Annotated in this window: 19 protein-coding genes; 9 read left to right on the plus strand and 10 right to left on the minus strand. The window is 63.3% G+C overall.

Features of this window, described 5'->3' with window-relative positions; all coding sequences use genetic code 11:
- Positions 1-2: 2 nt before the first annotated feature.
- From ASD58_RS27085 to ASD58_RS27135, 10 genes are read right to left on the minus strand one after another with little or no spacing between them, the layout of a single operon-like run.
- Positions 3-704, minus strand: coding sequence for a prepilin-type N-terminal cleavage/methylation domain-containing protein (locus ASD58_RS27085; protein ID WP_057265073.1), 702 nt, complete (start codon positions 702-704; stop codon positions 3-5).
- Positions 701-1,399, minus strand: a complete 699-nt coding sequence (locus ASD58_RS27090) for a hypothetical protein (protein ID WP_057265075.1) — start codon at positions 1,397-1,399, stop codon at positions 701-703. The genes ASD58_RS27085 and ASD58_RS27090 overlap by 4 nt, the downstream gene beginning before the upstream one ends.
- Complete coding sequence (locus ASD58_RS27095) at positions 1,383-1,946, minus strand: hypothetical protein (protein ID WP_057265078.1); 564 nt, start codon at positions 1,944-1,946, stop codon at positions 1,383-1,385. The genes ASD58_RS27090 and ASD58_RS27095 overlap by 17 nt, the downstream gene beginning before the upstream one ends.
- Positions 1,943-2,569 carry a hypothetical protein gene (locus ASD58_RS27100; protein WP_156401518.1) on the minus strand — a complete coding sequence of 209 codons (627 nt, stop codon included), beginning with the start codon at positions 2,567-2,569 and terminating at the stop codon, positions 1,943-1,945. The genes ASD58_RS27095 and ASD58_RS27100 overlap by 4 nt, the downstream gene beginning before the upstream one ends.
- Positions 2,566-4,113, minus strand: a complete 1,548-nt coding sequence (locus tag ASD58_RS27105; RefSeq protein ID WP_057265082.1) for a hypothetical protein — start codon at positions 4,111-4,113, stop codon at positions 2,566-2,568. Before ASD58_RS27105 ends, ASD58_RS27100 begins: the two co-directional genes overlap by 4 nt.
- Before the next feature lie 4 nt (positions 4,114-4,117).
- Positions 4,118-5,314: a type II secretion system F family protein gene (locus ASD58_RS27110; protein ID WP_057265084.1), complete on the minus strand. Its 1,197-nt coding sequence runs from the start codon at positions 5,312-5,314 to the stop codon at positions 4,118-4,120.
- Between the two features lies 1 nt (position 5,315).
- Complete coding sequence (locus ASD58_RS27115) at positions 5,316-7,010, minus strand: GspE/PulE family protein (protein ID WP_057265086.1); 1,695 nt, start codon at positions 7,008-7,010, stop codon at positions 5,316-5,318.
- Positions 7,011-7,016: 6 nt separating this feature from the next.
- The gene (locus ASD58_RS31550; protein ID WP_156401519.1) at positions 7,017-8,816 is read right to left on the minus strand and encodes a lipopolysaccharide assembly protein LapB; all 1,800 of its coding nucleotides are present in this window, start codon (positions 8,814-8,816) and stop codon (positions 7,017-7,019) included.
- Positions 8,813-10,639, minus strand: a complete 1,827-nt coding sequence (gene mshL / locus ASD58_RS27130; protein ID WP_057265092.1) for a pilus (MSHA type) biogenesis protein MshL — start codon at positions 10,637-10,639, stop codon at positions 8,813-8,815. Before mshL ends, ASD58_RS31550 begins: the two co-directional genes overlap by 4 nt.
- A complete protein-coding gene (locus tag ASD58_RS27135) occupies positions 10,636-11,571 on the minus strand; it encodes an ExeA family protein (protein WP_229210129.1) in 936 nt (311 codons plus the stop codon). Before ASD58_RS27135 ends, mshL begins: the two co-directional genes overlap by 4 nt.
- Positions 11,572-11,698: 127 nt before the next feature.
- Between ASD58_RS27135 and ASD58_RS27140 the strand changes: the two genes are divergently transcribed.
- Genes ASD58_RS27140 through ASD58_RS27180 form a run of 9 tightly spaced genes read left to right on the plus strand, consistent with a single transcriptional unit; the run spans position 11,699 to position 21,222 of the window.
- Positions 11,699-13,405 carry a GspE/PulE family protein gene (locus tag ASD58_RS27140; protein WP_057265096.1) on the plus strand — a complete coding sequence of 569 codons (1,707 nt, stop codon included), beginning with the start codon at positions 11,699-11,701 and terminating at the stop codon, positions 13,403-13,405.
- 1 nt (position 13,406) lies between these two features.
- Positions 13,407-14,642 carry a type II secretion system F family protein gene (locus ASD58_RS27145; RefSeq protein WP_057265098.1) on the plus strand — a complete coding sequence of 412 codons (1,236 nt, stop codon included), beginning with the start codon at positions 13,407-13,409 and terminating at the stop codon, positions 14,640-14,642.
- The gene (locus tag ASD58_RS27150; protein WP_057265100.1) at positions 14,639-15,121 is read left to right on the plus strand and encodes a hypothetical protein; all 483 of its coding nucleotides are present in this window, start codon (positions 14,639-14,641) and stop codon (positions 15,119-15,121) included. Before ASD58_RS27145 ends, ASD58_RS27150 begins: the two co-directional genes overlap by 4 nt.
- A gap of 44 nt (positions 15,122-15,165) precedes the next feature.
- On the plus strand, positions 15,166-15,693 hold the full coding sequence (locus ASD58_RS32675) for a type II secretion system protein (RefSeq protein ID WP_304438523.1): 528 nt from the start codon (positions 15,166-15,168) through the stop codon (positions 15,691-15,693).
- A 24-nt stretch (positions 15,694-15,717) separates the two neighbouring features.
- Positions 15,718-16,248 (plus strand): Tfp pilus assembly protein FimT/FimU, encoded by a 531-nt coding sequence (locus ASD58_RS27160; RefSeq protein ID WP_082565712.1) that lies wholly within the window; start codon positions 15,718-15,720, stop codon positions 16,246-16,248.
- The gene (locus tag ASD58_RS27165; protein ID WP_057265107.1) at positions 16,238-16,828 is read left to right on the plus strand and encodes a hypothetical protein; all 591 of its coding nucleotides are present in this window, start codon (positions 16,238-16,240) and stop codon (positions 16,826-16,828) included. The genes ASD58_RS27160 and ASD58_RS27165 overlap by 11 nt, the downstream gene beginning before the upstream one ends.
- Positions 16,825-17,640, plus strand: coding sequence for a type II secretion system protein J (locus tag ASD58_RS27170; RefSeq protein ID WP_057265109.1), 816 nt, complete (start codon positions 16,825-16,827; stop codon positions 17,638-17,640). The genes ASD58_RS27165 and ASD58_RS27170 overlap by 4 nt, the downstream gene beginning before the upstream one ends.
- Positions 17,637-18,086: a hypothetical protein gene (locus ASD58_RS27175; protein ID WP_057265111.1), complete on the plus strand. Its 450-nt coding sequence runs from the start codon at positions 17,637-17,639 to the stop codon at positions 18,084-18,086. Before ASD58_RS27170 ends, ASD58_RS27175 begins: the two co-directional genes overlap by 4 nt.
- A gap of 4 nt (positions 18,087-18,090) precedes the next feature.
- A complete protein-coding gene (locus tag ASD58_RS27180; RefSeq protein ID WP_057265113.1) occupies positions 18,091-21,222 on the plus strand; it encodes a DUF11 domain-containing protein in 3,132 nt (1,043 codons plus the stop codon).
- Positions 21,223-21,301: the final 79 nt, after the last annotated feature.

The raw sequence follows: 21,301 nt of genomic DNA on the forward strand, positions 1-21,301 counted from the left end.
TGTCATGGCAGCCTCTGGGCTGCGAGCATTCGGTTGAACAGGATATTGGGCGATAGCCAGACTACGATGTCGTCATAGGCGCCGCCCGCAGCGGCGGGGTTGTCGGCACGGTCGCGCGCGATGAACATGCGGCCGTCGGCCTGGAAGTTGGCTTTTTCGTCGACATTGCCCTGGCCCATGTCGGCGGCCTGCACGCCGACGTCGCTGAAGGCGCCGAAGCCGTTGCGGCCTTGCGACAGCACCACGGCGGGAATATCGTTCTGGGCGCTGGCCGGCACAATGTTGCCGCCCGCATCGCGGCTGGTGATCGTGATGTCGCGCGGAGTGTTGAGGCGGAACGGGGCGCCGCTGTCGCTGAAGGCCGGCGTCACGCTATACAGGTAGATATGCTGCCAGGCGTCGAGCTTGGGCAGGCCCAGGGTCGCCCACGGCAGGAAACCGAGGCGGCGCTCGTTGCTGCAGCGGGTGCCGCTTCGGTCCTCCAGGCCGTTCGATGCCGAGATGGCGGGACAGGGCAGGTAGCCGTTGCGGGCCGCGAATCCGGCCAAAGCGTCGCGCGCTTCTTCCAGCGCCTTGCTCGTATCGGCGGCGCGGCGCTGTTCCATTTGCGCCGACAGCGGCGCCAGCATGCCGCCCAGCAGCAGGCCGACGATGACCAGCACGATCGCCATTTCAACCAGGGTAAAGGCCGTTTGGTTTTTCATGGCAGGGTCTTGGCGGCGGCCATCCTTTCGTACAGTGTGTTCAGCGGGACGATGGCAAGCAGGTCGTCAAAAGCTCCGCCGGGGGCGCCCGCTTCCGCGCTGCGCGGGCGCTGCATGAAGTCGGTGCTTGCCAGCAGGTTGCCGGCTTCGTCCTGGCTGTCGGGCGTATCGCTGCGGCCGCGCGAGAGGATGACGGCCGGTGCACATTGGGCGGCCAGCGAACAGGCTTCCTGGCCGGCGACGAAGAACAGTGTGCCGCTTGCGTCGCGCGAGAGCACCCGTTTGCTGGCGACGAGCGCTGTCCGTGCCAGGGGCGCTACGGTGAATGCGGGCGTTACGCTATAGCGCAGTTGGTGGCCCCAATTGTCCTGCGCCGGGAGCCCGAGTTCGGTCCAGGGCAGCAGGCCGGTGCAGTCGGCCTCGCTGGTACAGGGCGCAGCCCGCTCCCGTCCCGCCTGGTCCGAGGCAGTGTTGGCATCGGCGCCTGCCGCAGGGCGCGGCAGGCGGCCGTGGGTCGCCGCAAAGCCGATCAGCGCTTCGTTGGCTTGCGCAAGCAGGGCGAAGGTGCGTTGTTCGCGCGCGCGCTCCACGCCGCTGCCGCTGAATGCCGACAGCAGGACCGCCGCCATTGCCACCGTCGCAATCAGGAGGAGCGTCAGCAGTGCCGCACCCCGCTGTTTAGCGTGCGGCTTCATGGACTTCCCCGGTAGCGGGATCATAGCGCTGCCCTGGCTTCAGCACGACAGAGCGGCCGTCGGCCTGCAGGGTGACCGTGCCGCGCATTACGCCACCCGGCGGTGCCGGTTGCGCTTCGCCATTGACGATGATCATGGCCGGCCCATTGCTGCGGCGGATAAAGCCGCCCAGGCGCAGTCCCGGCGGCTCGGGCTCCCCCACGTCCGGCGTTCCCGCCATGCCTGCGGCGCCGGCAGACCCGCCGCCGGCTTCCGCTGCGCCGCCCGCACCGGGCGTGCCTGCCGGCAGGCATCCCGGTGCCGCCCCGGGAGGGCAGCCCGTTGAGGCGTCCATTGCCGGCGCTGGCGCAGCGCCGACCGTGCCGGGCGCAGCGCCTGGCACGCCTCCTGCCGGTGCCAGGCTGGCTGTCGTTGGAGCCAGGTTGCGCTGCGCATCAAGTTGCGTGCGTTCATCCGGCGTGGTGAACAACCTCCCCATGCTGATAAAACTCTGCGCGCCAGCCTCGAACGCCAGCAGCAGAAGCAGCGCTGGCAGGCCGACCTTCACAATGCCCCTCGCATCGGTTTGCCCGGCGCAGGGACAGGCGTCAAGGTCAGCCAGTTTAGGGTGCAATCGGCATTCAATGTCGGCGCCAGCACCCCAGCCACCGGCGCTGCGCCCGCGGTGCGGCGGATCACGCAATCCTGTACCGCAAAGGTCCCCGCCAGCCGCAAATCGGCAAGGAAGTTCAATAAATCCAACTCATGCAGCAAGTCCATATGCAAGGCCATGCGGCTGCCGAGCAAGGCGTAATCGCCGGTCGGCAAGGTAGTCTCCAGCCGATACGGCTGCTGGACTTCGATCTCGTATGTCAAAGGCAGCAAGCGGCGCTGTTCCTGGATCTGGCGGATCGCTTCCACCCAATCCAGCCGCCGCTCCGGACCGACCAGCCCACGGCGGCGCAATTCCACGAATTGCGGCTGGTACTGCCGGATTTCTTCCTTCTCCGTCTCGGCATGGGCCAGCCGCAGCCGCGCGGCGTCGCGCTCCAGCAAAGCCGCCGCCTCCTCGAAATGAGCGCGTTTCAAATGCCATGAACTCGCAAACACCAAGGCCAGCGAAGCTGCCAGCGTCGCAAGGAACACCAGCACCGCATTGCGCAGCAATGAGAACTCGCGAAAGAGAATCATGGCGCCCACCTGAGATTCAAAGTAAATTTCGACCGCTCGCCCAAGCCGGCCGGCGAGCCAGCCTTGCCACTCAGCTTGACGTTCGGCCTGATATCGAACGGGAGCTGCTCGATCTCCACCGCCATGCCGGGCGTGCGTGCCAGTTCCTGCGCAAAACGGTTCATGCTCAGCAGGACGCTGCGATAGTCGTCCTGCTCGACCAGTACCTCGGCCTGCAACCGCACCTGCTGCGGCGGCGCCTTGGGGATCCCGATCAGCATGGACGATTGCGGCGCCACCAGGGCTGGTGTGGTGGCGGCCCCCGGAAAGGCGCTGCTTGCGTTCACCGGCAGGACGCCGGGAGCATTGGCCCGCCAGTCGAGCTGCGTGAGGCGGATTTGCGGCGAACGTTCAAGCGCCTCGCTCAAGATGGCCAGTACCGCCTGCGGCCAGGGGCCCTGGCGCGCCACCATTTGCGCAATCTGCACCGCGGCCTTCATATTGGCAGTCTTGTCGACGGCTGGCGGCATGCTGGACATGCTGCCTTGGTACGCCGTCGTGAACCCATGCGCCTCTTGCTGCAATTCCCGCGTGTGCCCGCGCGCCAGCGAGTAACCGATGATATTTGCACCGGTCCACAGCAGGCAGCACGCCGCCATGACCGCGCTCGATGCATATAGGGATTTGCGCGCGCGCCACAGGCTGTAATAGCGCTGGCGCGGGCCGAGGGGATAATGGCTGGCCGGCGAAGCGCGTGCCGCCAGGCCGAGAAACAGCTGATCGGGATTGTCGGAAGCGGCCAGCCGCTGCCGGGCCGCTGCTTCTTCCAGCGGCATGACACGCCAGTCAAGCAGTGGCGCAATATTGGCTGCCGCCGGCGGCGAAGCAATGCGCGCAAGCGGCAGCAGGGCCAGAACCTGCAAAGGCACGTCGCGTTTCAACAGGTGCGCGCCGACCAGGAACTGGCGCGTGCGTTCCGCTTCCTGCTCGGCGTTTGCCGCTGCCTGCGCCAGCCGCGAAAAGCGTACTTTGCCGTGCTGGAAAAAGGTCTGCCGTATACCGCTGGCGTGCTCCGTCACCAGCAACAGCTGCGGTTCCTGCCGCGCCTCTTCGGGCAGCAACGCGGCGCTGAGCAGTGCAGGCGTATAGAGCGCTGCCAGCGGAATGCGCTGGCCTTCCAATGCTTCGAGCCAGGGCGCCAGGATGACCGGATTGGTCAGGGCCGCCAACAGCACGATATCGTCACGCCGCCCCTCGTCCTCGCGGCCCTGCACATGCGCGCAGCGGAAAGGCGTGTCGCGCCAGGCCTGGGCCAGGCGCCGGTCGCGCATGGTCATGCCGGCGCGGCCAGCCACATGGGGCAGCAGGTGGCGCTGGAAATCTTCCTCCACCAGGTCGGCCAGCATCAGGGCCGGCGTATCTTCGCGGCCTTCCAGCCAGGCGGAAAATTGCTGCAAGCCGCCGGGCGTGTGGTCGAAACATGGCCCGGTCCCGAGGCTGGCGCGTTCCCAGAGCCAGCAACAAAGCCGCTCGCCGGTCAGGTGCAGGAGAAGTTTGCGGGTCATGGCCTCAGATCCTGATTGAACTGATGGTGTCGTAAATCGGCCCGAGCACGGAAAGCATGATCCAGCCCAGCAGAATGCCCAGGACCACCGTCATCGCCGGTTCGATCATGGACTGCATGCGCTCGATCCGCTCGCGTACTTCGCGGTTGTAGAAGTAGGCCACGTTGCGCAGTGTCGCATCGAGCGCGCCGGTCGATTCCCCAACCCGCAGCATGCGCACCACCAGCGGCGGGAACAGTTCGACCTGTTTGAAAGCGGCAGCGACGGTGTGGCCTTCGGAAATCAGTTCGCGCGCCCGGCGCATGGCGGCCGCCACCACGCGGTTGCCGGCAATGCCCTCCGACAGGCGGATGCACTCGAGGACCGGAATGCCGGCGGCGTACATCAGCGCGAAGTACGTCGCAAAGCGGGCCATGATCAGCTTGTGCAGCACTGGCACGGCGCGCAACATCAGGCGGTCGAAGGCAAAAGCGCTGCGTTCATTGTGCCGCAACTGCCAGCGTAGCACCTGCCAGGCGGCCACGGGCGCAGCCAGCAGCAGATACCAGTAATGGATGAAGACATCCGACAGCGCGATCAGGGCGCGCGTATGCATCGGCAGTTCCTGGCCCATATTCTTGATGAAGGCCGTCAGTTGCGGCACCAGGTAGATCATCAGGAAGAACAATACGCCGCTGACGATCAGCAGCACAAAGGCGGGGTAGGTGATGGCCTTGCGCGCCTGGGCAGCCAGCTCGTCCTGCCATTTGAGGTTTTCCGCCAGGTCGCGGAACACTTCATTGACTTTGCCGCTTTGCTCGCCCGCGCGTACCAGGCTGGTAAAACTCTGGTCGAAGACTTCCGGGTAGGCGGCGAGCGCGCTGGAGAGCTGCAAGCCGCCCTCGATCTTCTCTACCAGGTCGGTGATGATTTCCCGCAGCCGCAGGTTATCGGCGCTATCGCGCAGGTCGCGCAGGCCGTCCAGCATCGGGACGCCGGCGCTGCTCATTTGCTCCAGGTGGAAGCAGAAGTTGATCAGGTCGCGCCGCGTGACGCGCTGGCTGCCAATGCGCAGGCTGCGCTGGCGTGTTTCGCGGTAGTCGATCAGGTCCAGCGCCATGCGCTGCAGGCGCAGTTCCAGGTCCGGCGCGTTATGCGCGTCCATATTGCCCGGCACGATGCTGCCGTTGGCGTCCATGGCGCGGTAAATGAACTGTGGCATGTCAGGTCAGCCTGTCCGTGAGGTCCACCACGCGCGATACTTCGTCCAGCGTGGTCAGGCCTTCCATCACGCGGCGCATGCCGTCGTCGACCATTGTGCGCAGGCCGGCGGAACGCGCGGCATTGCGCAGCTCCCGTGCCGGGGCGCGGCGCGCCACCATCTCATCGAGTTCGCCGGTCATGCGCAGCAGTTCCATGATGGCCATGCGGCCCTTGTAGCCCTGGTGCGCACAGCGGTCGCAGGCGCTTGCCCGGTAGATCGTGGCAGGCGGGTGCTCGGCCGGAAGCCCCAGCAGCCGCCGTTCCAGTTCATCGGCTTCCACCGCTTGCCGGCAGTGGGGGCACAGCTTGCGCACCAGCCGCTGGGCAATGATGCCGATGATATTCCCGGCCAGGACGTCGGCGACCACGCCCAGGTCCAGCAACCGCGGTATGGCCCCGACGGCGGAATTGGTATGCAGGGTGGAATAGACCTGGTGGCCGGTCATGGCTGCGGCCAGCGCCATGTCGGCGGTTTCCTTGTCGCGAATCTCGCCGACCAGGATCACATCGGGGTCCTGGCGCATCATGGAGCGGATGCCGTCTGCAAATCCCAGCTTGGCGGACTCGTTGACCGACGTCTGGCGGATCATATGCATCGGGTATTCGACCGGATCTTCCATCGTCATGATGTTCACCGATTCGGTATTGATGTGGTTCAGGACCGAATACAGGGTGGTGGTCTTGCCGCTGCCCGTGGGGCCGGTGACGAGGATCAGTCCATCGGGACGCGCGATCATCAATTTCAGTACATCCAGTTCGTGTTCGGCCAGTCCAAGCATGTCGAGCGGGACGATGCCTTTCTGGCGGTCCAGCACGCGCAGCACAATGTTTTCGCCGTGGGTAGTGGGCTGGCTGCTGGCGCGGAAGTCGATCTGGCGGCCGGAAAACTGGATCGAGATGCGGCCATCCTGCGGTGCGCGCGTCTCGGCGATATTCATCTGGCTGATCACCTTCAGCCGTACCGCCATGGCCGGCCAGTAGGAGCGGTGCAGGCTGCGGATCTGGCGCAGGATGCCGTCGATGCGGTAGCGTATGCGCAGGAAGCTGTGTTCCGGTTCAAAGTGGATGTCCGAAGCGCTGTTCTGCACCGCATCGGCCAGCAGGGCGTCGATCAGGCGCACCATGGGCTGGCTGTATTCGTCGGAGGAGGCATCCAGCGTCACCTCGCCGGTTTCGATCTCGTGCAGGATGCCGTCGATCGACAACTCGAAGCCGTAGTAGTGGTCGATCGCGTGCGCGATGTCGGAGTCGTTGACCAGCAGCGGCACCAGCGTAATGCCCTTGACCAGCATGGCGCTGATCTGGTCCAGTGCCACGATATTGGTGGTGTCGGACATGGCCAGCACCAGTTCATCGGTGGCGCGTTCGTACACGATGGGGAAGACGCGATAGCGCTTGGCCACCTCCTTGGGGATCAGCTTGAGCGCGACGGCGTCGACCACCAGGCTTTTCAAATCGGCCGAGCGGGTATTCAGCTTTTCGCTGAGAGCCTGGCGCATTGTCGCTTCGGTCACGAAGCCGAGCGCGATCAGCAACTTGCCCAGGGGTTCGTTGTTGCGCGTTTGCTCGGTCAGTGCGATCCGGAGCTGGTCCTGGCTGATGACACCTTTCTGGATCAGCAGTTTGCCGAGCGGGATTTTCTGCGTGTCGGCCATTGTGCTTTATTCGGGCGGCGTGTCGAGGACTTGTAATCGCTTGCGGACGGTGTCGATGTTGAAGCTTGGAGGGCTGGCTTGGGCCAGTTCCAGCGCGCGGCGGTAATAGGTTTGCGCCAGGCGCGGTTGGTTCATGCGGTCCAGGCCGACACCGAGGTTGAAGGCGTAGTCTGCGTTTTCGGGCATGGCGCTGAAGGCGCGGAAGTAGCTTTGCTGGGCTTCCGGCCAGCGGCCCTGGCGCGCGAACAGGTTGCCGAGGGCGAATTGCACGGGGCCGGAGTCGGGATGCTGGCGCGCCAGGCCGCGCAGCCTGATTTCGTTGGATTGCAGGTCGCCGGGGCGCAGTTCGGCCAGGCCGGCCAGTGCGTCCGGGTCGTTCGGGTCCAGCTCCAGCAGGCGCAGGTAGTTGTCGGACGCCTGCCGGCCATCGTGTTCGCGCAGCGCCACCGCCGCAGCGCCGAGCAGGGCGTCGCGATTGTTGGGTTCCTGCAGCAGGGCGAGGTCGTACTGCTGGTGCGCCCTGGCCAGGTCGCCGGATTGCAGCGCGGCGTAGCCATTCTGCACTGCGGGCGCCACCTGAACCGAGGCTGCGCCGCGCACGAACTGGACGTTGCCGGTGTCGCCGATTGCGGTCTTCAGCGCAGGCGAACTTGCGTTGCGATTGGCGTGCGCGATGGCCTGTTCCGTCGGAGCCGAACGAAGCGTCTTTGGCGATGGCGCGGGCGCCTGCGCCACTGGCGTTGTTGTGGCTGGCGGCGCTGCGCCTTCCGCACGCACTTGCCGTGCTGCGCGCTCGCTGGCATCGCGCATGGCTTCTGCGCGTATCGCCGGATCGGTGATCGCAGCCAACTGCTCGGGCGTTGGAATTGTCACGTCGACATTCGGCCGGGAGGGGGCAGCTTTTGCAGTTGCCGCCCCTGAGGCTGCCCCGGCGCCGACCAGCCCCGCAGTCCCGTTGGCACCGGCAGAGCCAAGCGCAGCTGCGCCACTCGCGTCGCTTGCTGCCACAGCTGGCGTGCCGCCCGCACCCGTGGCCCCGGCGCCGGCCATCGCTCCTGTAGCGGCGCCTGGCCCCGTTCCACCCCCTTCGGCAGCGCCGGCAGCGCTGCCCGGTGCCGTGGCCAACGGACCTGGATCATTGCCGGGCGGTGTAACGTAAGGCGTCACCGGGATCGGCACTCCTTGCTGCGTGCCGCCTTGCGCCACTGGCGATGCTCCGGGCGCCGGCATGGGCACCATAGGTAGCGCAGCACCTGACCCCGGCGCAGATACGGCGCGCCAATAGATAAAAGAAAACAGCGCAAGCAAGGCAGCCAGCGTCGCTCCCAGGATCGCGAGCCGGCGTTGCGGCGAGGCGATCGCCCGCTGCAATCCCGGCCTTCGTGAAGCTCCAGTCTCCGGTCCCAGGCTGCTGGCCGCCGTGCGGGAGGATGCCGATGCGCGGGGAGTGCCCGTTGTACTGCCGGGTGGCAGTTCATGGTTCCCGGCAGGCGGAAGGGGCGCGGTACGCGTGCTGGCTTTAGGCGGAGCGGCCGGCGTGGGCCTCGGCTCGTGGCGTGCCTGAGGCGGAACCGGGTCATGCGCCGCCTCTTCAGCCGCGACAACCGGCGGCTCCGCATCGAGAGGCTCAAGCCGCCATGCATCGGGCATCACGGCAAACGCCGGGCCGCCCTCGACTGGTGGAGGCGAAGGGACGGACTCGGCGCCAAACTGCGGTGGTTCCTGGTCGCCATCGTGCCCGGCCTCGTGCCCATTCTGCGCACGGGCGCGTTCAGCCTTGCGCAAAGCCTGCATGAGCAAACTCATAGTCCCCCCGCCGGCCGCGCGGGCATCAGGTAGCGATAGTTGCGGTAATCGCCCGCCAGGCTGGCATCCTTCACAACTACCGGGCGCAGGAAGATCACCAGCTCGGTTTTGCTGGCCGTCTCGTTGCGGTAGGAGAACAGGTTGCCCAGTACCGGGACGGAGCCGATCAGCGGAATGTTGTCTTTCTTGTTGTCGACCGAGTCCTGCATCAAGCCGCCCATCACGGCTACCTGTCCGCTCTGGACTTTCAGGATGGATTCCATTTCGCGCGCCTGGATCACCGGTACCCGGCTCTTGACGCCTTGCTTGCTCAGCTCGGGGTTGGGATCATCGACGTAATCGACAATGCGCGTAATCGTCGGCCGCACGTTCAGCGTCACTTCATCTTCCGCGGAAATCTGCGGCGTCACGCTCATGACGAAGCCCACGGGCACGGTCTCCACCTTGGACTCATAGGTCGCCGGCGTTGCGATGGTGCCGGTGGAGGTGAGTACGGCGGGCGTCACTTTCAGCGTAAAGAAGATGCTGTTGTCGACCACCTTCAGCAAGGCGGTCTGGTTATTCAGCACGCTGATCTTGGGGCTGCTCAGCACCTTGACTTTGCCGAACGATTCCAGCAACTGGATGGTGGCGGTGATATTGCCGAAGCGTGTGGTCGGGTTGGCGTAATCGAAAATGAAGATTCCCGCCGAACCGTTTGGCGCGACGCCGGAAGGCAACGGCGCAGTGCCGACCTGACCTTGTCCCAGTTTGCCGTTGCCATTGATGCGCGCCCAATTGATGCCTTGCTGGTACTGGTCGCTGAGCTTCACTTCGATGATGGTCGCCTCGATCAGCACCTGCCGCTTGGCGGTGGACATGATGATATCGAGGAATTCCTGCACTTTTTCATGCTGCCGGCTGGTGGCGCGCACCGACAGCAGGCCGCCTTCCGGATTGGCGATCACGGATGGCGAGCTGCGTCCCTGCGGGGCGCCGCCGGCGCTGCCGAACGCGGTATTTGCCGCCGGTCCGCCGACTGGGGCACGTGCTTGCACGGCGGCGGCCTGCGCGCCGGGATAGTTGGCCTCAGCCGGCGCCGCCCCGCCGGCCACCTGTATCTGCTGCACCATGGCATTGGCCTGCTCGCGCATCTGCGCCAGCGGATCGGTAAGCTGGTCATTGAGCGTGGTTGGGCGCAGCATGTCGCGGATATTTTTTTCCAGGCTGTACCAGAAATTGTTATCCGAGCGATTGGCAACCGAGGTCGTCGAATTATTGTTGCCGCCATTGCCCAGCGCACTGCCGGCGGACGGCACCGGGTTGGAAGGCGTGCCGCCACTGCCATACGCCGAGCCGCCGGTAGTGGAGATCTGCGTCGCGATGTTCACGCTGCTGTTGGTGCTGCGCGCAATATTGACGTAATCGATCTTGTAGTGATTCCAGTAGGGCTGGTCGGGCAGCACCACCAGGTTATTGCCCTGCAACTCATAGCGCATATCGACTTGCTTGCCGATGCGTGCAAGCAACTGCGGCAAAGTCTGATCCAGCGCATTGAGCGTCACTGTTCCCTCGATCGCAGGATGCACGTCGACGTTCAGGCCGGCGTCGCGCGCCAGCGCAAACAACACGGACTGCACCGGCACGCGGTGCACCGACACGCTATAGGTCTCCTGCCGCGCAACTGGACGAGGCGGCGGAAGCGCGGCGCTTTGCTGCACCGGTTCCGGAATCGCACCAGCCACCGGCTCGGGTTCGGCCACATGGCTGGGAGACAAGGGGAGTTTCGGTGCAGCGCAAGCCGCAAGCAGGACGCATAACAGGGAAGCCGCAAGGTTCTTCATGTCGTTCGCCGCCTGAAGCAAGTTGCCAGGAGTTTATCGAAAACGATCATACTGCGATTGCCCGGAACCGCCGCGCACGAATAACGGCTGTCCTCAATTGCCTGGCGCACATGGTAGGAATTTACAAAAGGCAAATCTTCGGCATAGGCGGCCATCAGCGATTTGTCGGCCAGTACATTGATGCGCCGGACGATGCCCTGCGAGCCTCGCGCGATCAGCTTCACCGCGCCACGGCTGAATAGTTCGGGCCCATGGTAGCCGGCAGCGCGCAGGCGGTGCGAGAGGAAGTAGGGGATCTGCTCGCGTGGCATTGGCGGCACATTGAAGCTGTGCGTGATGCGTTCCCGCAGTTGGCGCATGCGCGGCAGCGCCAGGTGCTGATCAAGTTCGGGCTGGCCGAACAGCACGATTTGCAACAGCTTGCTGCTGGCAGTCTCGAGATTGGTCAGCAGGCGCACTTCTTCCAGTGTTTCAAGCGGCATGGCCTGGGCTTCTTCGACCAGCAGCACCACGCGATGGGCGGCCGCATGGCGGGCGATCAGTTCCGTGTGCAAGGCGCGCAACACTTCATCGGCGCGTTGGCCCCTGGTGTTGAGACCCAGCTCGGCGGCAATGGCATGCAATACTCCCTGCGGGCCGAGCGTGGGATTGACGAGGTAGAGCACGTCGACGCCGCGCGGCAGGCGCGACTCCAGCATGCGGCACAACATGGTCTTGCCGCAGCCAACCTCGCCAGTCACCTTGACGATGCCTTCGCCTTGGGTGACAGCGTAGAGCAGGGCGGACAGGATCTCCCCGCGCGTATTCCCGCTGTAAAAAAAAGCGGGGTTCGGCGTGATGCCGAATGGGGCCTCGTGCAGGCCAAAATGTTGCTGGTACATGGCGGCGTGCAGGCAGTGGGTGGCTAGGAATGGGCCCTGCAATTGGAGCACGTATCGCAAGAATTCGTCGCCCTCCAGCCACGCGTTTGCGCCGTGGTGAATCTGACAACTGGATTTGCTATGCTTGCACGATTCGTTCGCATACAATGCCAGCAAATAATGGATGCGGGGAAGCGGTATGACGAGACCGGAAAAGGTTCGTTTGGGTGAAATCCTGGTGCAGCAGAAACTGCTGTCGGAAGAACAGTTGGGCATGGCGCTGGCGGAGCAAAAGCGCAGCGGCCGCAAGTTAGGGCGCGTGTTCGTTGAGCATGGCTTTGTCACCGAAGAACAGATTTCCGGCGCCCTGGCGCGCCAGCTCAACATCCCCTACATCAACCTCAAGTTCTACCAGATCAGCTCCGATCTGGTGCGCTTGCTGCCCGAGACGCAGGCGCGCCGCTTCCGCGCCCTGGTGCTGGAAGACCGCAAGGGCACGATGCTGGTCGGCCTGTCCGACCCGACCGACCTGTTTGCCTACGACGAGATTTCGCGCCTGCTGAAGCAGACCATCGAACTGGCCGTGGTCAACGAGACCGAGGTGCTGGCCGCGATCGACCGCATCTACCGCCGCACCGAAGATATCTCCGGCCTGGCGCGCGAGCTGGAGCAGGAGATGGGCGAGGGCTCGGTGGACTTTGGCGCGCTCGCTGCCGCCAGCCCGGGGCTGGAAGAAGCGCCGGTGGTCAAGCTGCTGCAGTCGCTGTTCGACGATGCCGCCCAGGTGCGCGCGTCCGACATCCACATCGAGCCGCAGGAAGGCCGGCTGCAAATCCGCTTCCGCATCGACGGCGTGCTGCACCTGCAGACGGAAGCCGATATCAAGATCGCGCCGGCACTGGCGCTGCGCCTCAAGCTGATGTCCGACCTCGACATATCCGAGAAGCGCTTGCCGCAGGACGGCCGCTTCGCCGTGCGCGTCAAGAGCGCGCGGATTGACGTTCGTATCTCCACCATGCCGACACAGTACGGCGAATCGATCGTGATGCGTTTGCTGAACCAGAGTGGCATGACCTTGCGCCTGGACGCCATCGGCATGCCCAAGCCACTGCTGGACCGCTTCCGCGCGATTGTGGCGCGTCCGAACGGCCTGGTGCTGGTGACCGGCCCAACCGGCAGCGGCAAGACCACCACGCTGTACTGCGCGCTCGCTGAACTCAATTCGATGGAGAAGAAACTGATCACCGTCGAAGACCCGGTCGAATACCGCCTGGCCGGCATCAACCAGGTACAGGTCAACGAGAAGATCGAGCTGGATTTTGCACGCGTGCTGCGCTCCGCGCTGCGTCAGGACCCGGACATCGTGCTGGTCGGCGAGATGCGCGACCAGGAGACCGCCCAGATCGGCCTGCGCGCCGCAATGACCGGCCACCTGGTGCTGTCGACCCTGCACACCAACGATGCCGCCAGCACGCCGCTGCGCCTGATGGACATGGGCGTGCCGCGCTATATGGTGGGCAGTTCGCTGCAGGCGGTGCTGGCGCAACGATTGCTGCGCGTGATTTGCGAGTCCTGCACCACGCCCTATACCTTGACGCCAAACGAACATGAATGGCTCAGCCTGGAATTGAAGGACAAGGTCGACATGGGCCACTACTTCTACGGCAAAGGCTGTTCCCATTGCAATGGCCTTGGCTATCGCGGGCGCACCGGGATTTACGAATTGCTGGAGATGACGCAGTCGGTGGTCGATGCGGCCAATGACCCGGATCCCGCCACCTTCCTGAAAGCCGCTACCCAGCAGATGGCGGGACAGACCTTGCGGCGCCAGGCGGTGCAACTGGTGGTGCAGGGTCGAACTACCGTCTCGGAGGCGATGCGTATCAGTAACCAGTTAGAGGATTGATTTGCCTTACTTCGCGTACAAGGGCCGAAATGGCCGTGGTGAATTGCTGGCCGGCGTGCTGGAAGGCGCGGACAGCGGGGCTGTTGCCGACCAACTGTTTGCAACCGGGGTGACCCCGGTCGAAATTACCGAAACAACCGACCGGGCACCGGGCAAGTCGGCCTGGAGCCAGTTGTGGGAACGGCTGACCGAAAAAAGCGTCACTTCGATGGACGTCCAGTTATTCAGCCGGCAGATGTACACCTTGCTGAAATCGGGGGTGCCGATCATGCGCGGCCTCGCCGGCTTGCAGGAGTCGGCAATCAGCAAAGCCTTTGCCCGGGTGATCGCCGACCTGCGCGAGTCGCTCGATGCCGGTCGCGAGCTGTCGGCGTCCATGCGGCGCCATCCGGAAGCGTTTACGCCGTTTTACCTGTCGATGATACGGGTCGGCGAAATGACCGGCCGGCTGGACGAAGTTTTCCTGCGCCTGTTCGATCACCTCGAGTTCGAGCGCGACATGAAGGAGCGCGTGCGCACGGCATTGCGTTATCCGACCTTCGTGATGATCGCCATGGCAGTGGCCATGGTGGTGATCAATATGTGGGTGATCCCCGCCTTCGAGGGTGTGTTCCGCAGCCTGAATGCGGAGCTTCCGCTGATGACGCGCATCCTGCTGGCGACGTCGGGCTTCACTGTCAAGTATTGGCCCTTGTTTGCGGGTTTGCTTGTGGTTGCGGGCTTCGGATGGCGCTCCTGGATCGCAACCGAGCCGGGGCGCTATGCCTGGGACCGATGGAAATTGCGCCTTCCGATCGCCGGCAAGATCATCCACAAGGGAACGATGTCACGCTTTGCCCGCAGCTTCTCCCTCTCGGCCCGCAGCGGCGTGCCGATCGTGCAGGCGCTGACGGTGGTGTCGCAGACGGTCGATAACGCTTACCTTGCAGCGCGTGTCGAGCAGATGCGCGACGGGGTCGAGCGCGGCGAAAGCATTCTGCGCACTGCTGTTGCGGCAAACGTCTTTACGCCCGTAGTGCTGCAGATGATCGCCGTCGGGGAAGAGACCGGCTCGCTCGACGACCTGATGGAAGAAATTGCCGGGATGTACGAGCGCGAAGTCGATTATGAACTGAAGACCTTGTCGTCGCAGATTGAGCCGATCCTGATTACGTTCCTGGGCATCATGGTGCTGATCCTGGCACTTGGCGTGTTCCTGCCGATCTGGGACCTGGGGAAAGTCGCCTTCAAAAAATGACAAAGCCAAGCAGGTTCCGGCGTTTCGAGGCATTGGTGTGGCTGATTGTTGGTTTGGTGCTACTGACGGTTTTCCTCAGCAAGGTTTCGTTCTACACTAAAAGTGCAGAGGAGCGGGCAATAGATGTGACGCTGTCACAACTGCGCGCCGCAGTGGAAATGCATCGCCTAAGATCAACTGCAGCAGCTACTACTCTCGAGGGTAGCAATCCCATGCAATTGCTGGCGGTGAAGCCTGCCAATTACCTGGGAGAGTTCGCGAGCCGTGACAGCGCTCCGGTCCAACCGGGGACGTGGTTTTTCGACAGGCAGTCAGAAGAGCTGGTTTATGTATTACTTGCTCCAGAGAAATCTTCATTGAAGCAACAACAAATGCTGTATTTCAAGTTAGAATTGCGGCGCTTGCCCGAACCAACCGTCAGGCCTTCAGAGCCGCCCGCAGCAAATGCCGGTGTTGTTCTGAATCAACTAGATGACTAGCCACGCTGCTGGTCCGTATGATTTTTGAACTCATGGGAGAAGTGATGAAAAAGTTTTCTAATTCGATGCGCCGCTCGCAGCAAGCAGGTTTTACCCTGATCGAATTGATCGTAGTGATTGTGATCCTCGGCATCCTGGCCGCCACCGCACTGCCGCGCTTCATGGACGTAGGCACCGAGGCCCGCGCTGCAAGCGTATCTGCAGTACGTGGTTCGCTGAACGCGGCAACCGCGATGGTCCACAGCCGCTGGCTGATCTCCCAAACGTCTCCAGTGAAGATGGAAGGCCTGGACGTCACGGTAGATGCTGCGGGCTACCCGACTATCGCGACTACCCAGATTGCAAGCATGGCGGGCATCAACAGTACCGATTACACGACCATTGCCCCAAATTCGTCGGTAGCCACTGCTCCTACGACCGGTGCTTCTGAGACTGCATTTGTACCGATCAGCGTAGCGGGTACGAGCAAGGCGGCCAAGTGCTACGTGAAATATGCGGCAGCCGTGATCAGCTCAGCAACTCCACCTGTCGTGACGCCGCCGGTCATTTCGCAGGACACGTCCGGCTGCTAAGCCGCCAGGCACCATAAGGGAGCGATGACAACCGGCGGAGCTTCGCCTGGGCGCGGCTTCACAATGGTCGAACTGATCATTGTGCTGGTTGTTATCGGCATCTTGTCGGCGGTTGCGTTTGGCCGCTTCTTCATGCGCGGCGACTACGATGCCGCCGGTTTTGCAGCGCAAGCCAGGGCAACGCTGCGCTACGGCCAGCAGCTGGCCATCGCGCAAAACCGGCCGATCTATGTGTACCTCGACAGCACCAGCGTGGCCCTTTGTTTTGCCGCCGACTGCAGCGCGGCCAATCATGTCCGCGATCCCGGGGGCGGTAATAGCTTTAACGGCGGCCAATGCGGCAGCGACCGCTCGTGGGCCTGTGTTGCGCCACCGACCAATGTCACCCTGGCACTGTCGCCAGCCGGCGCGGCAAATAACCACTTCTTTTTCGACGCTTCCGGCAAACCGCAGCTGTCTTCGGGGGCGGAGTTCAACTCCCTCAACCTTCAGGTGAGTGCCGGCAGCGTACAGCAGGCGGTCAGGGTCCAATGGGAAACCGGCTATGTCTATTAGACGCCAACGCCAGTCCGGCCTGACTTTCATCGAACTGATCCTGTTCATCATCATCGTTGGCATCGCAGCTGCTGCCGTCCTGCGCACGCTGGCCAATACCAGCAACGCCAGTGCGGACCCGCTGCGCCGCAAGCAGGCATTGCTGATCGCCGAAGGCTTGCTGGAGGAAGTCCAGCTTGCGGCGTTCACCTTCTGCGAACCAAGTGACACCACCGAAAACCCCGCGGCGCCTGCCAACTGCGTCACGCCGGAGGCTGTCGGTCCTGAGACCGTGCTCGGTAATTTGCGGCCTTTCGACAACATCAACGATTATGTGCTGAACCTGGGCGTACCGTATGCCGCCTTCAATAACGCAGCGGGCAAGCTGGTCGATGCCGCCGGCAACGAGCTCGGTGTGAGTGGCTACGCGGCCACGCTGACGCTGCGCGCGGAACCGCTGAACGGAATCCCGTCGACCGCTGCCGTGGCGACGCAGGAAGTGTTGCGGCTGACTGTGCGCGTGACGCACGGCCCGCTGGCGAACGACTTCGTCGAACTCGATACCTACCGCACCCGTCACTCACCGCAGGTGGCGCAATGAGGCGGGCAGGGGGCTTCACGCTGATCGAGATGATCGTCGTGATCGTCCTGACCGGCATCGTGGCAGGCATGGTGGCCGTCTTCCTGCGCGCGCCGGTGCAGGCCTATGTCGACAGCGCAGCACGCGCCGAGTTGAGCGATGCCGCCGATATCGCCGTGCGCCGTATCGCCCGCGAGGTGCGGCGTGCACTGCCCAATAGCGTGCGAGTCACCGGCGGCGGGAGCACGGTGGAATTCTTTCCGACCAAATCCGGCGGGCGCTATCTTGCCGAAGAGGATGACGAGGGCGCCGGCTATCTCGATTTTACCGACAGCACCGACCTCACTTTTACCGTGGTCGGGCAGATGCCGTCGCCTGCGATCGTGCCGGGTACCGACTCCATCGTGGTGTACAACCTGGGACCAGGCATCGACCGTGCGGACGCTTATGCGGGCGACAATATCGCCCTGGTCAGTTCGGTGGCAGGCAATGTCGTCACCCTGGCCAGCAATCCGTTCGCCAGTACGGGTGCCACTGCGGCGGTGCTGAGTTCGCCGGCGCGCCGGTTCCAGGTGGTGACCGGCCCCGTCAAGTTCGTCTGCGACCTGGCAAATCGCCAGCTGGTGCGGCAATGGAACTACACGCCGCCATCGACGGCACCGGCTACGGCAATACTGGCCAGCAACGTCACCGCCTGCCGCTTCGCGTATGACGCGAATATCGCCAACACGCGCTCCGGCTTGCTTGGCATTAGCCTGACGCTGGCACGGCCGGATATGCCGGCCGAATCGGTGCAACTGTTCCACCAGATCCACGTGGACAATCCGATATGAAGAGCATGCGCCAATTTTCGCGGCAGCGCGGCGTGAGCCTGGTAGCGGCCATTTTCCTGGTCGTGGTTTTGGCCTTCCTGGCCGTTGCGATTGTCACCGTCACTTCCACCCAGCAGGCTGCCTTCGGGCTCGATGTACAGGGAACCCGCGCCTACCAGGCGGCCCGCTCAGGCGTGGAGTGGGGCCTGCACCGCCAGTTGCGCAGCGCCGCTTTGTGCCCGGCAGCGAGCGGCGCTTCGTCCACGTCGAGTTTCGCCATGCCGGCCGGCACCACCCTCAGCCCCTATACTGTTACTGTGAGCTGTACCACCACGGTGCTGGGGGCGATCAGGCGCTATCGTATGCGTTCGGTGGCCTGCAACCAGCCTGCCGCAGGCGCGTGCCCGAATGCGAACAACAGTTCCGATTATGTGCAGCGGGTCATCCAGGTCGATTTCGGAGAATGAAGAAGTGAATAGCCTGTTGCGCCTCTGCCGCTTCCTGCTGGCTGCCGCCATGTGCGTGGCGCTGGTGGCGCCTGCGCAAGCGGATACCACCATTTCTCTGTTCAAGAGCTTTGCCGGCAATGTCAATTTCGTCGGCGCGGAAAGGACGCTGCGCAAGGCATCCAATACGACCGATCCGTGCAGCGTCTATTCCGCCAGCGATACCACGGACCTGACGCTGAGCGGCATTCCGACGACCGCCAAGATCCTCAGCGCCCAGCTTTACTGGGCCGCGTCCGGTACCACTACCGACTATGCCGTGGTATTTGAAGGCAAGGCGGTTACGGCGCCGACTGCACGCCAGTACAAGAGCGCGACCGTGGGCTACGACTTTTTCAGCGCTGCCTACGATATCACGGCCGAGGTCACCGCCAAGCGCAATGCCAAATATACGTTTTCGGGCCTGACCATCAACAATTCATCGAAGTGGTGCGACGTGCAGGCCGTGCTTGGCGGCTGGGCAATCATGGTGGTCTATTCCCTGCCGAGCGAAACCTTCAGGGTGCTGAACATCTATGAAGGCTTCCAGTACATTCAATACAGCAGCGTGAGCCTGTCGCTGTCGAACTTCAAGATTCCACCGTTGACGACCCAGACCGGGCGCGTGGCCCATATCACCTGGGAAGGGGATGCAACGCTGAGCAGTACTTCGAGCGGCGAATTCCTGACTTTCAACGGTTATTCGATGTCGAACAGCGTGAACCCACCGGGCAACCAGTTCAACTCGGTCAGTACCATTGCCGGAACGGACTCAGCCTCCTATGGTATCGACTACGATGCGTACACGGTCAGCAGCCCGGTGATCCAGGCCGGGCAAACCAGCGCGACGACGGTGTACCGCTCCGACCAGGACCTGGTTTTGCTGAGCGCAGAGATCATCGCGGTGCCGAATACGCCCGTGACGGACCTGGGCATCACCATCTCCCGCGACCAGGCGCCGACGCTTGGCCAAACCATGGTGTACACGGTGAACGTCACCAACTATGGGCCCGCAGCCGAGCCGGGGACCGTCCAGGTGGTTGACAACCTGCCGTCGCAAGTGAGCCTGGTGTATGCCGGCGGCGACGGCTGGAGCTGCACCCAGTCTGGCCAGAAAGTCACGTGCAACTACAACGCGCCGCTGGACGTCGGCGCCAGCGCGCCGCCGCTGCAGCTGACTGTCATGGTCAACGCTGTCACGAATTCGCTCAGCAACACGGTCACCGTCAGCGGCAGCGAGTTCGACAACCAGATGGCGAACAATACGGCGACAGATACGGCTTCGGTGGACGTGGCGCCTTATGTGTTCACGCAATCGAAATGCACCAAAGGCGTGGCGTTCGGCAGCACCGGGCAATGCCTGTTCATCGACTGGAAGAGCGTGGTTGCGGGTGATGACATCCCCGTGTACGTCACGCTGGTCAACGCTTCCGGCGTCCCGACCGCCCCAAGCGCGACCTTGCCCACTACGGTGTCGATGCGCTTTGGCATGTCCTGCCAGAATCCCGTCAAAGGATCGTCGGAGTTTGCGTCCTTCCCGGACCGTTCTTCGCTGCTGCCGAAGTGCGCCGAGAGCAGTGCCACGCCGAGCGGCGCGCAATGGTCGTCGTACCGCGCGCTGGTGGTCGCTGCCAACCAGGCCAGCATCAGCACCCCTCTGACGTTCAATTATTTCGATGTTGGCCGCATCAAGCTGTTCATGCAGGATTCAACAGGCAAGACCGGAGCCAGCGGGCCGGTGGTCATGCGTCCATACATGCTAGAGATGGAAGTTTTCAAGACCGCTGCAGACGGAACGCGCACCGATAATCCCGGCGCCAGCGCCGCCACTGGCGCAATGTTCGCTGCCGCCGGCGAACCGTTCACCATCCGCGTAGGTGTCCGGACGCGCGACAAGACCCCTGGCACCAAGTACTTCGCTCAGAACTTCGGCAACGAGACATCGCCGCGCAGCGTGAATTTCGACCCGAATCCCAGCGATGGCCTGAATTTTGCCGACATGGTGGCGCAACCGGACCTGGAGGGCAGCCTCAATCCATTCTCGCTGGGCCGTTCAAGCGGTACGTTCAATTATCCGGAAGTGGGCATCATTACCGTAAAGGCGACCCTCGCCGGCAACGATTACCTTGGCAGTGGCGGTATCAGCCCGGCCACCACCAACATCGGCCGCTTCGTGCCCGATCATTTCAATACCAAGCTCGAAGCTCCGGATTCGCTGGGCCCCATCCTGCCTTGTCCGTCCGACGTGCCTTGCTCCGCCAGCAGCGGCATGGTGTATTCGGGACTGCCGTTTGCCACCACGGTGACGGCCCATGATGTCGACGGCAACCTGCTGAAGAACTACCGCGGCGCGTTTTCCAAGGCGCTGTATATGTGCGGCGCAGGCAACCAGACGCTCGCGCCGCCAAGCGGAGGCGTGTGCCCGGCACTGGTCTTTGGCGCCAGCGCACCCGATAACTCGCTGCGAAGGGACAAGAAAGCGGCAATGGTGAAAGACAGTGGCGACATCGATTTCGATAACGACGACGGAACCTTGTCCCTGTCGGTCGACTACAAACTGGCGAACCCCTATTCGATCGCCGGCACCGCGAACGCCGGCCGCCAGGCGCCTGTCCTGGTGTACGTGCGCGCGACCGATGCTGACGGAGTCAATTCGCTGTATGGATACAACGCCGCGCGCGAACTGGTGGAGGGCCAGGTGGTGCTGGTCAATGCGCGGCTGCAGCTGCCGAATCTTTTCGGCTCGGAGCTGCAGTACCAGCCGGTCAACGCGCGCGTGCAATACTGGAACGGTACGCGCTGGGCCACCAGCGCCGGCGACTCGATGGCCGACGTGGTCAACCCTGCCTTGCTGCGATTCACCAACTGCAAGAAAAACCTGCTGTCGGGCGGCGCCTGTAAAGCAGCGGTATTGGGCGCCACCTCGAACGCGCTGCGTTCCATCAGCAGTGGCCAGACGCGCTTCCTGCTGAAGGCGCCGGGCGACGGCAATAGCGGCACGACGGATTACTACTTCGACCCTCTGCTGGCGCCGGAATGGCTGCCAAGCACAGTGGGCAGGGCGACGTTTGGCATTTATCGCAACACACCTGTCACCTATATAAGGGAATTGTACTGACAGTGAGGCTGAACAATGGCAAAATATGGCATATTAATCAAACAATTACGATTGTTTCTTCATCTAAAAGTTTGAAGAC

Source organism: Duganella sp. Root1480D1 (assembly GCF_001427305.1).
Taxonomy (GTDB): Bacteria; Pseudomonadota; Gammaproteobacteria; order Burkholderiales; family Burkholderiaceae_D; genus Rugamonas.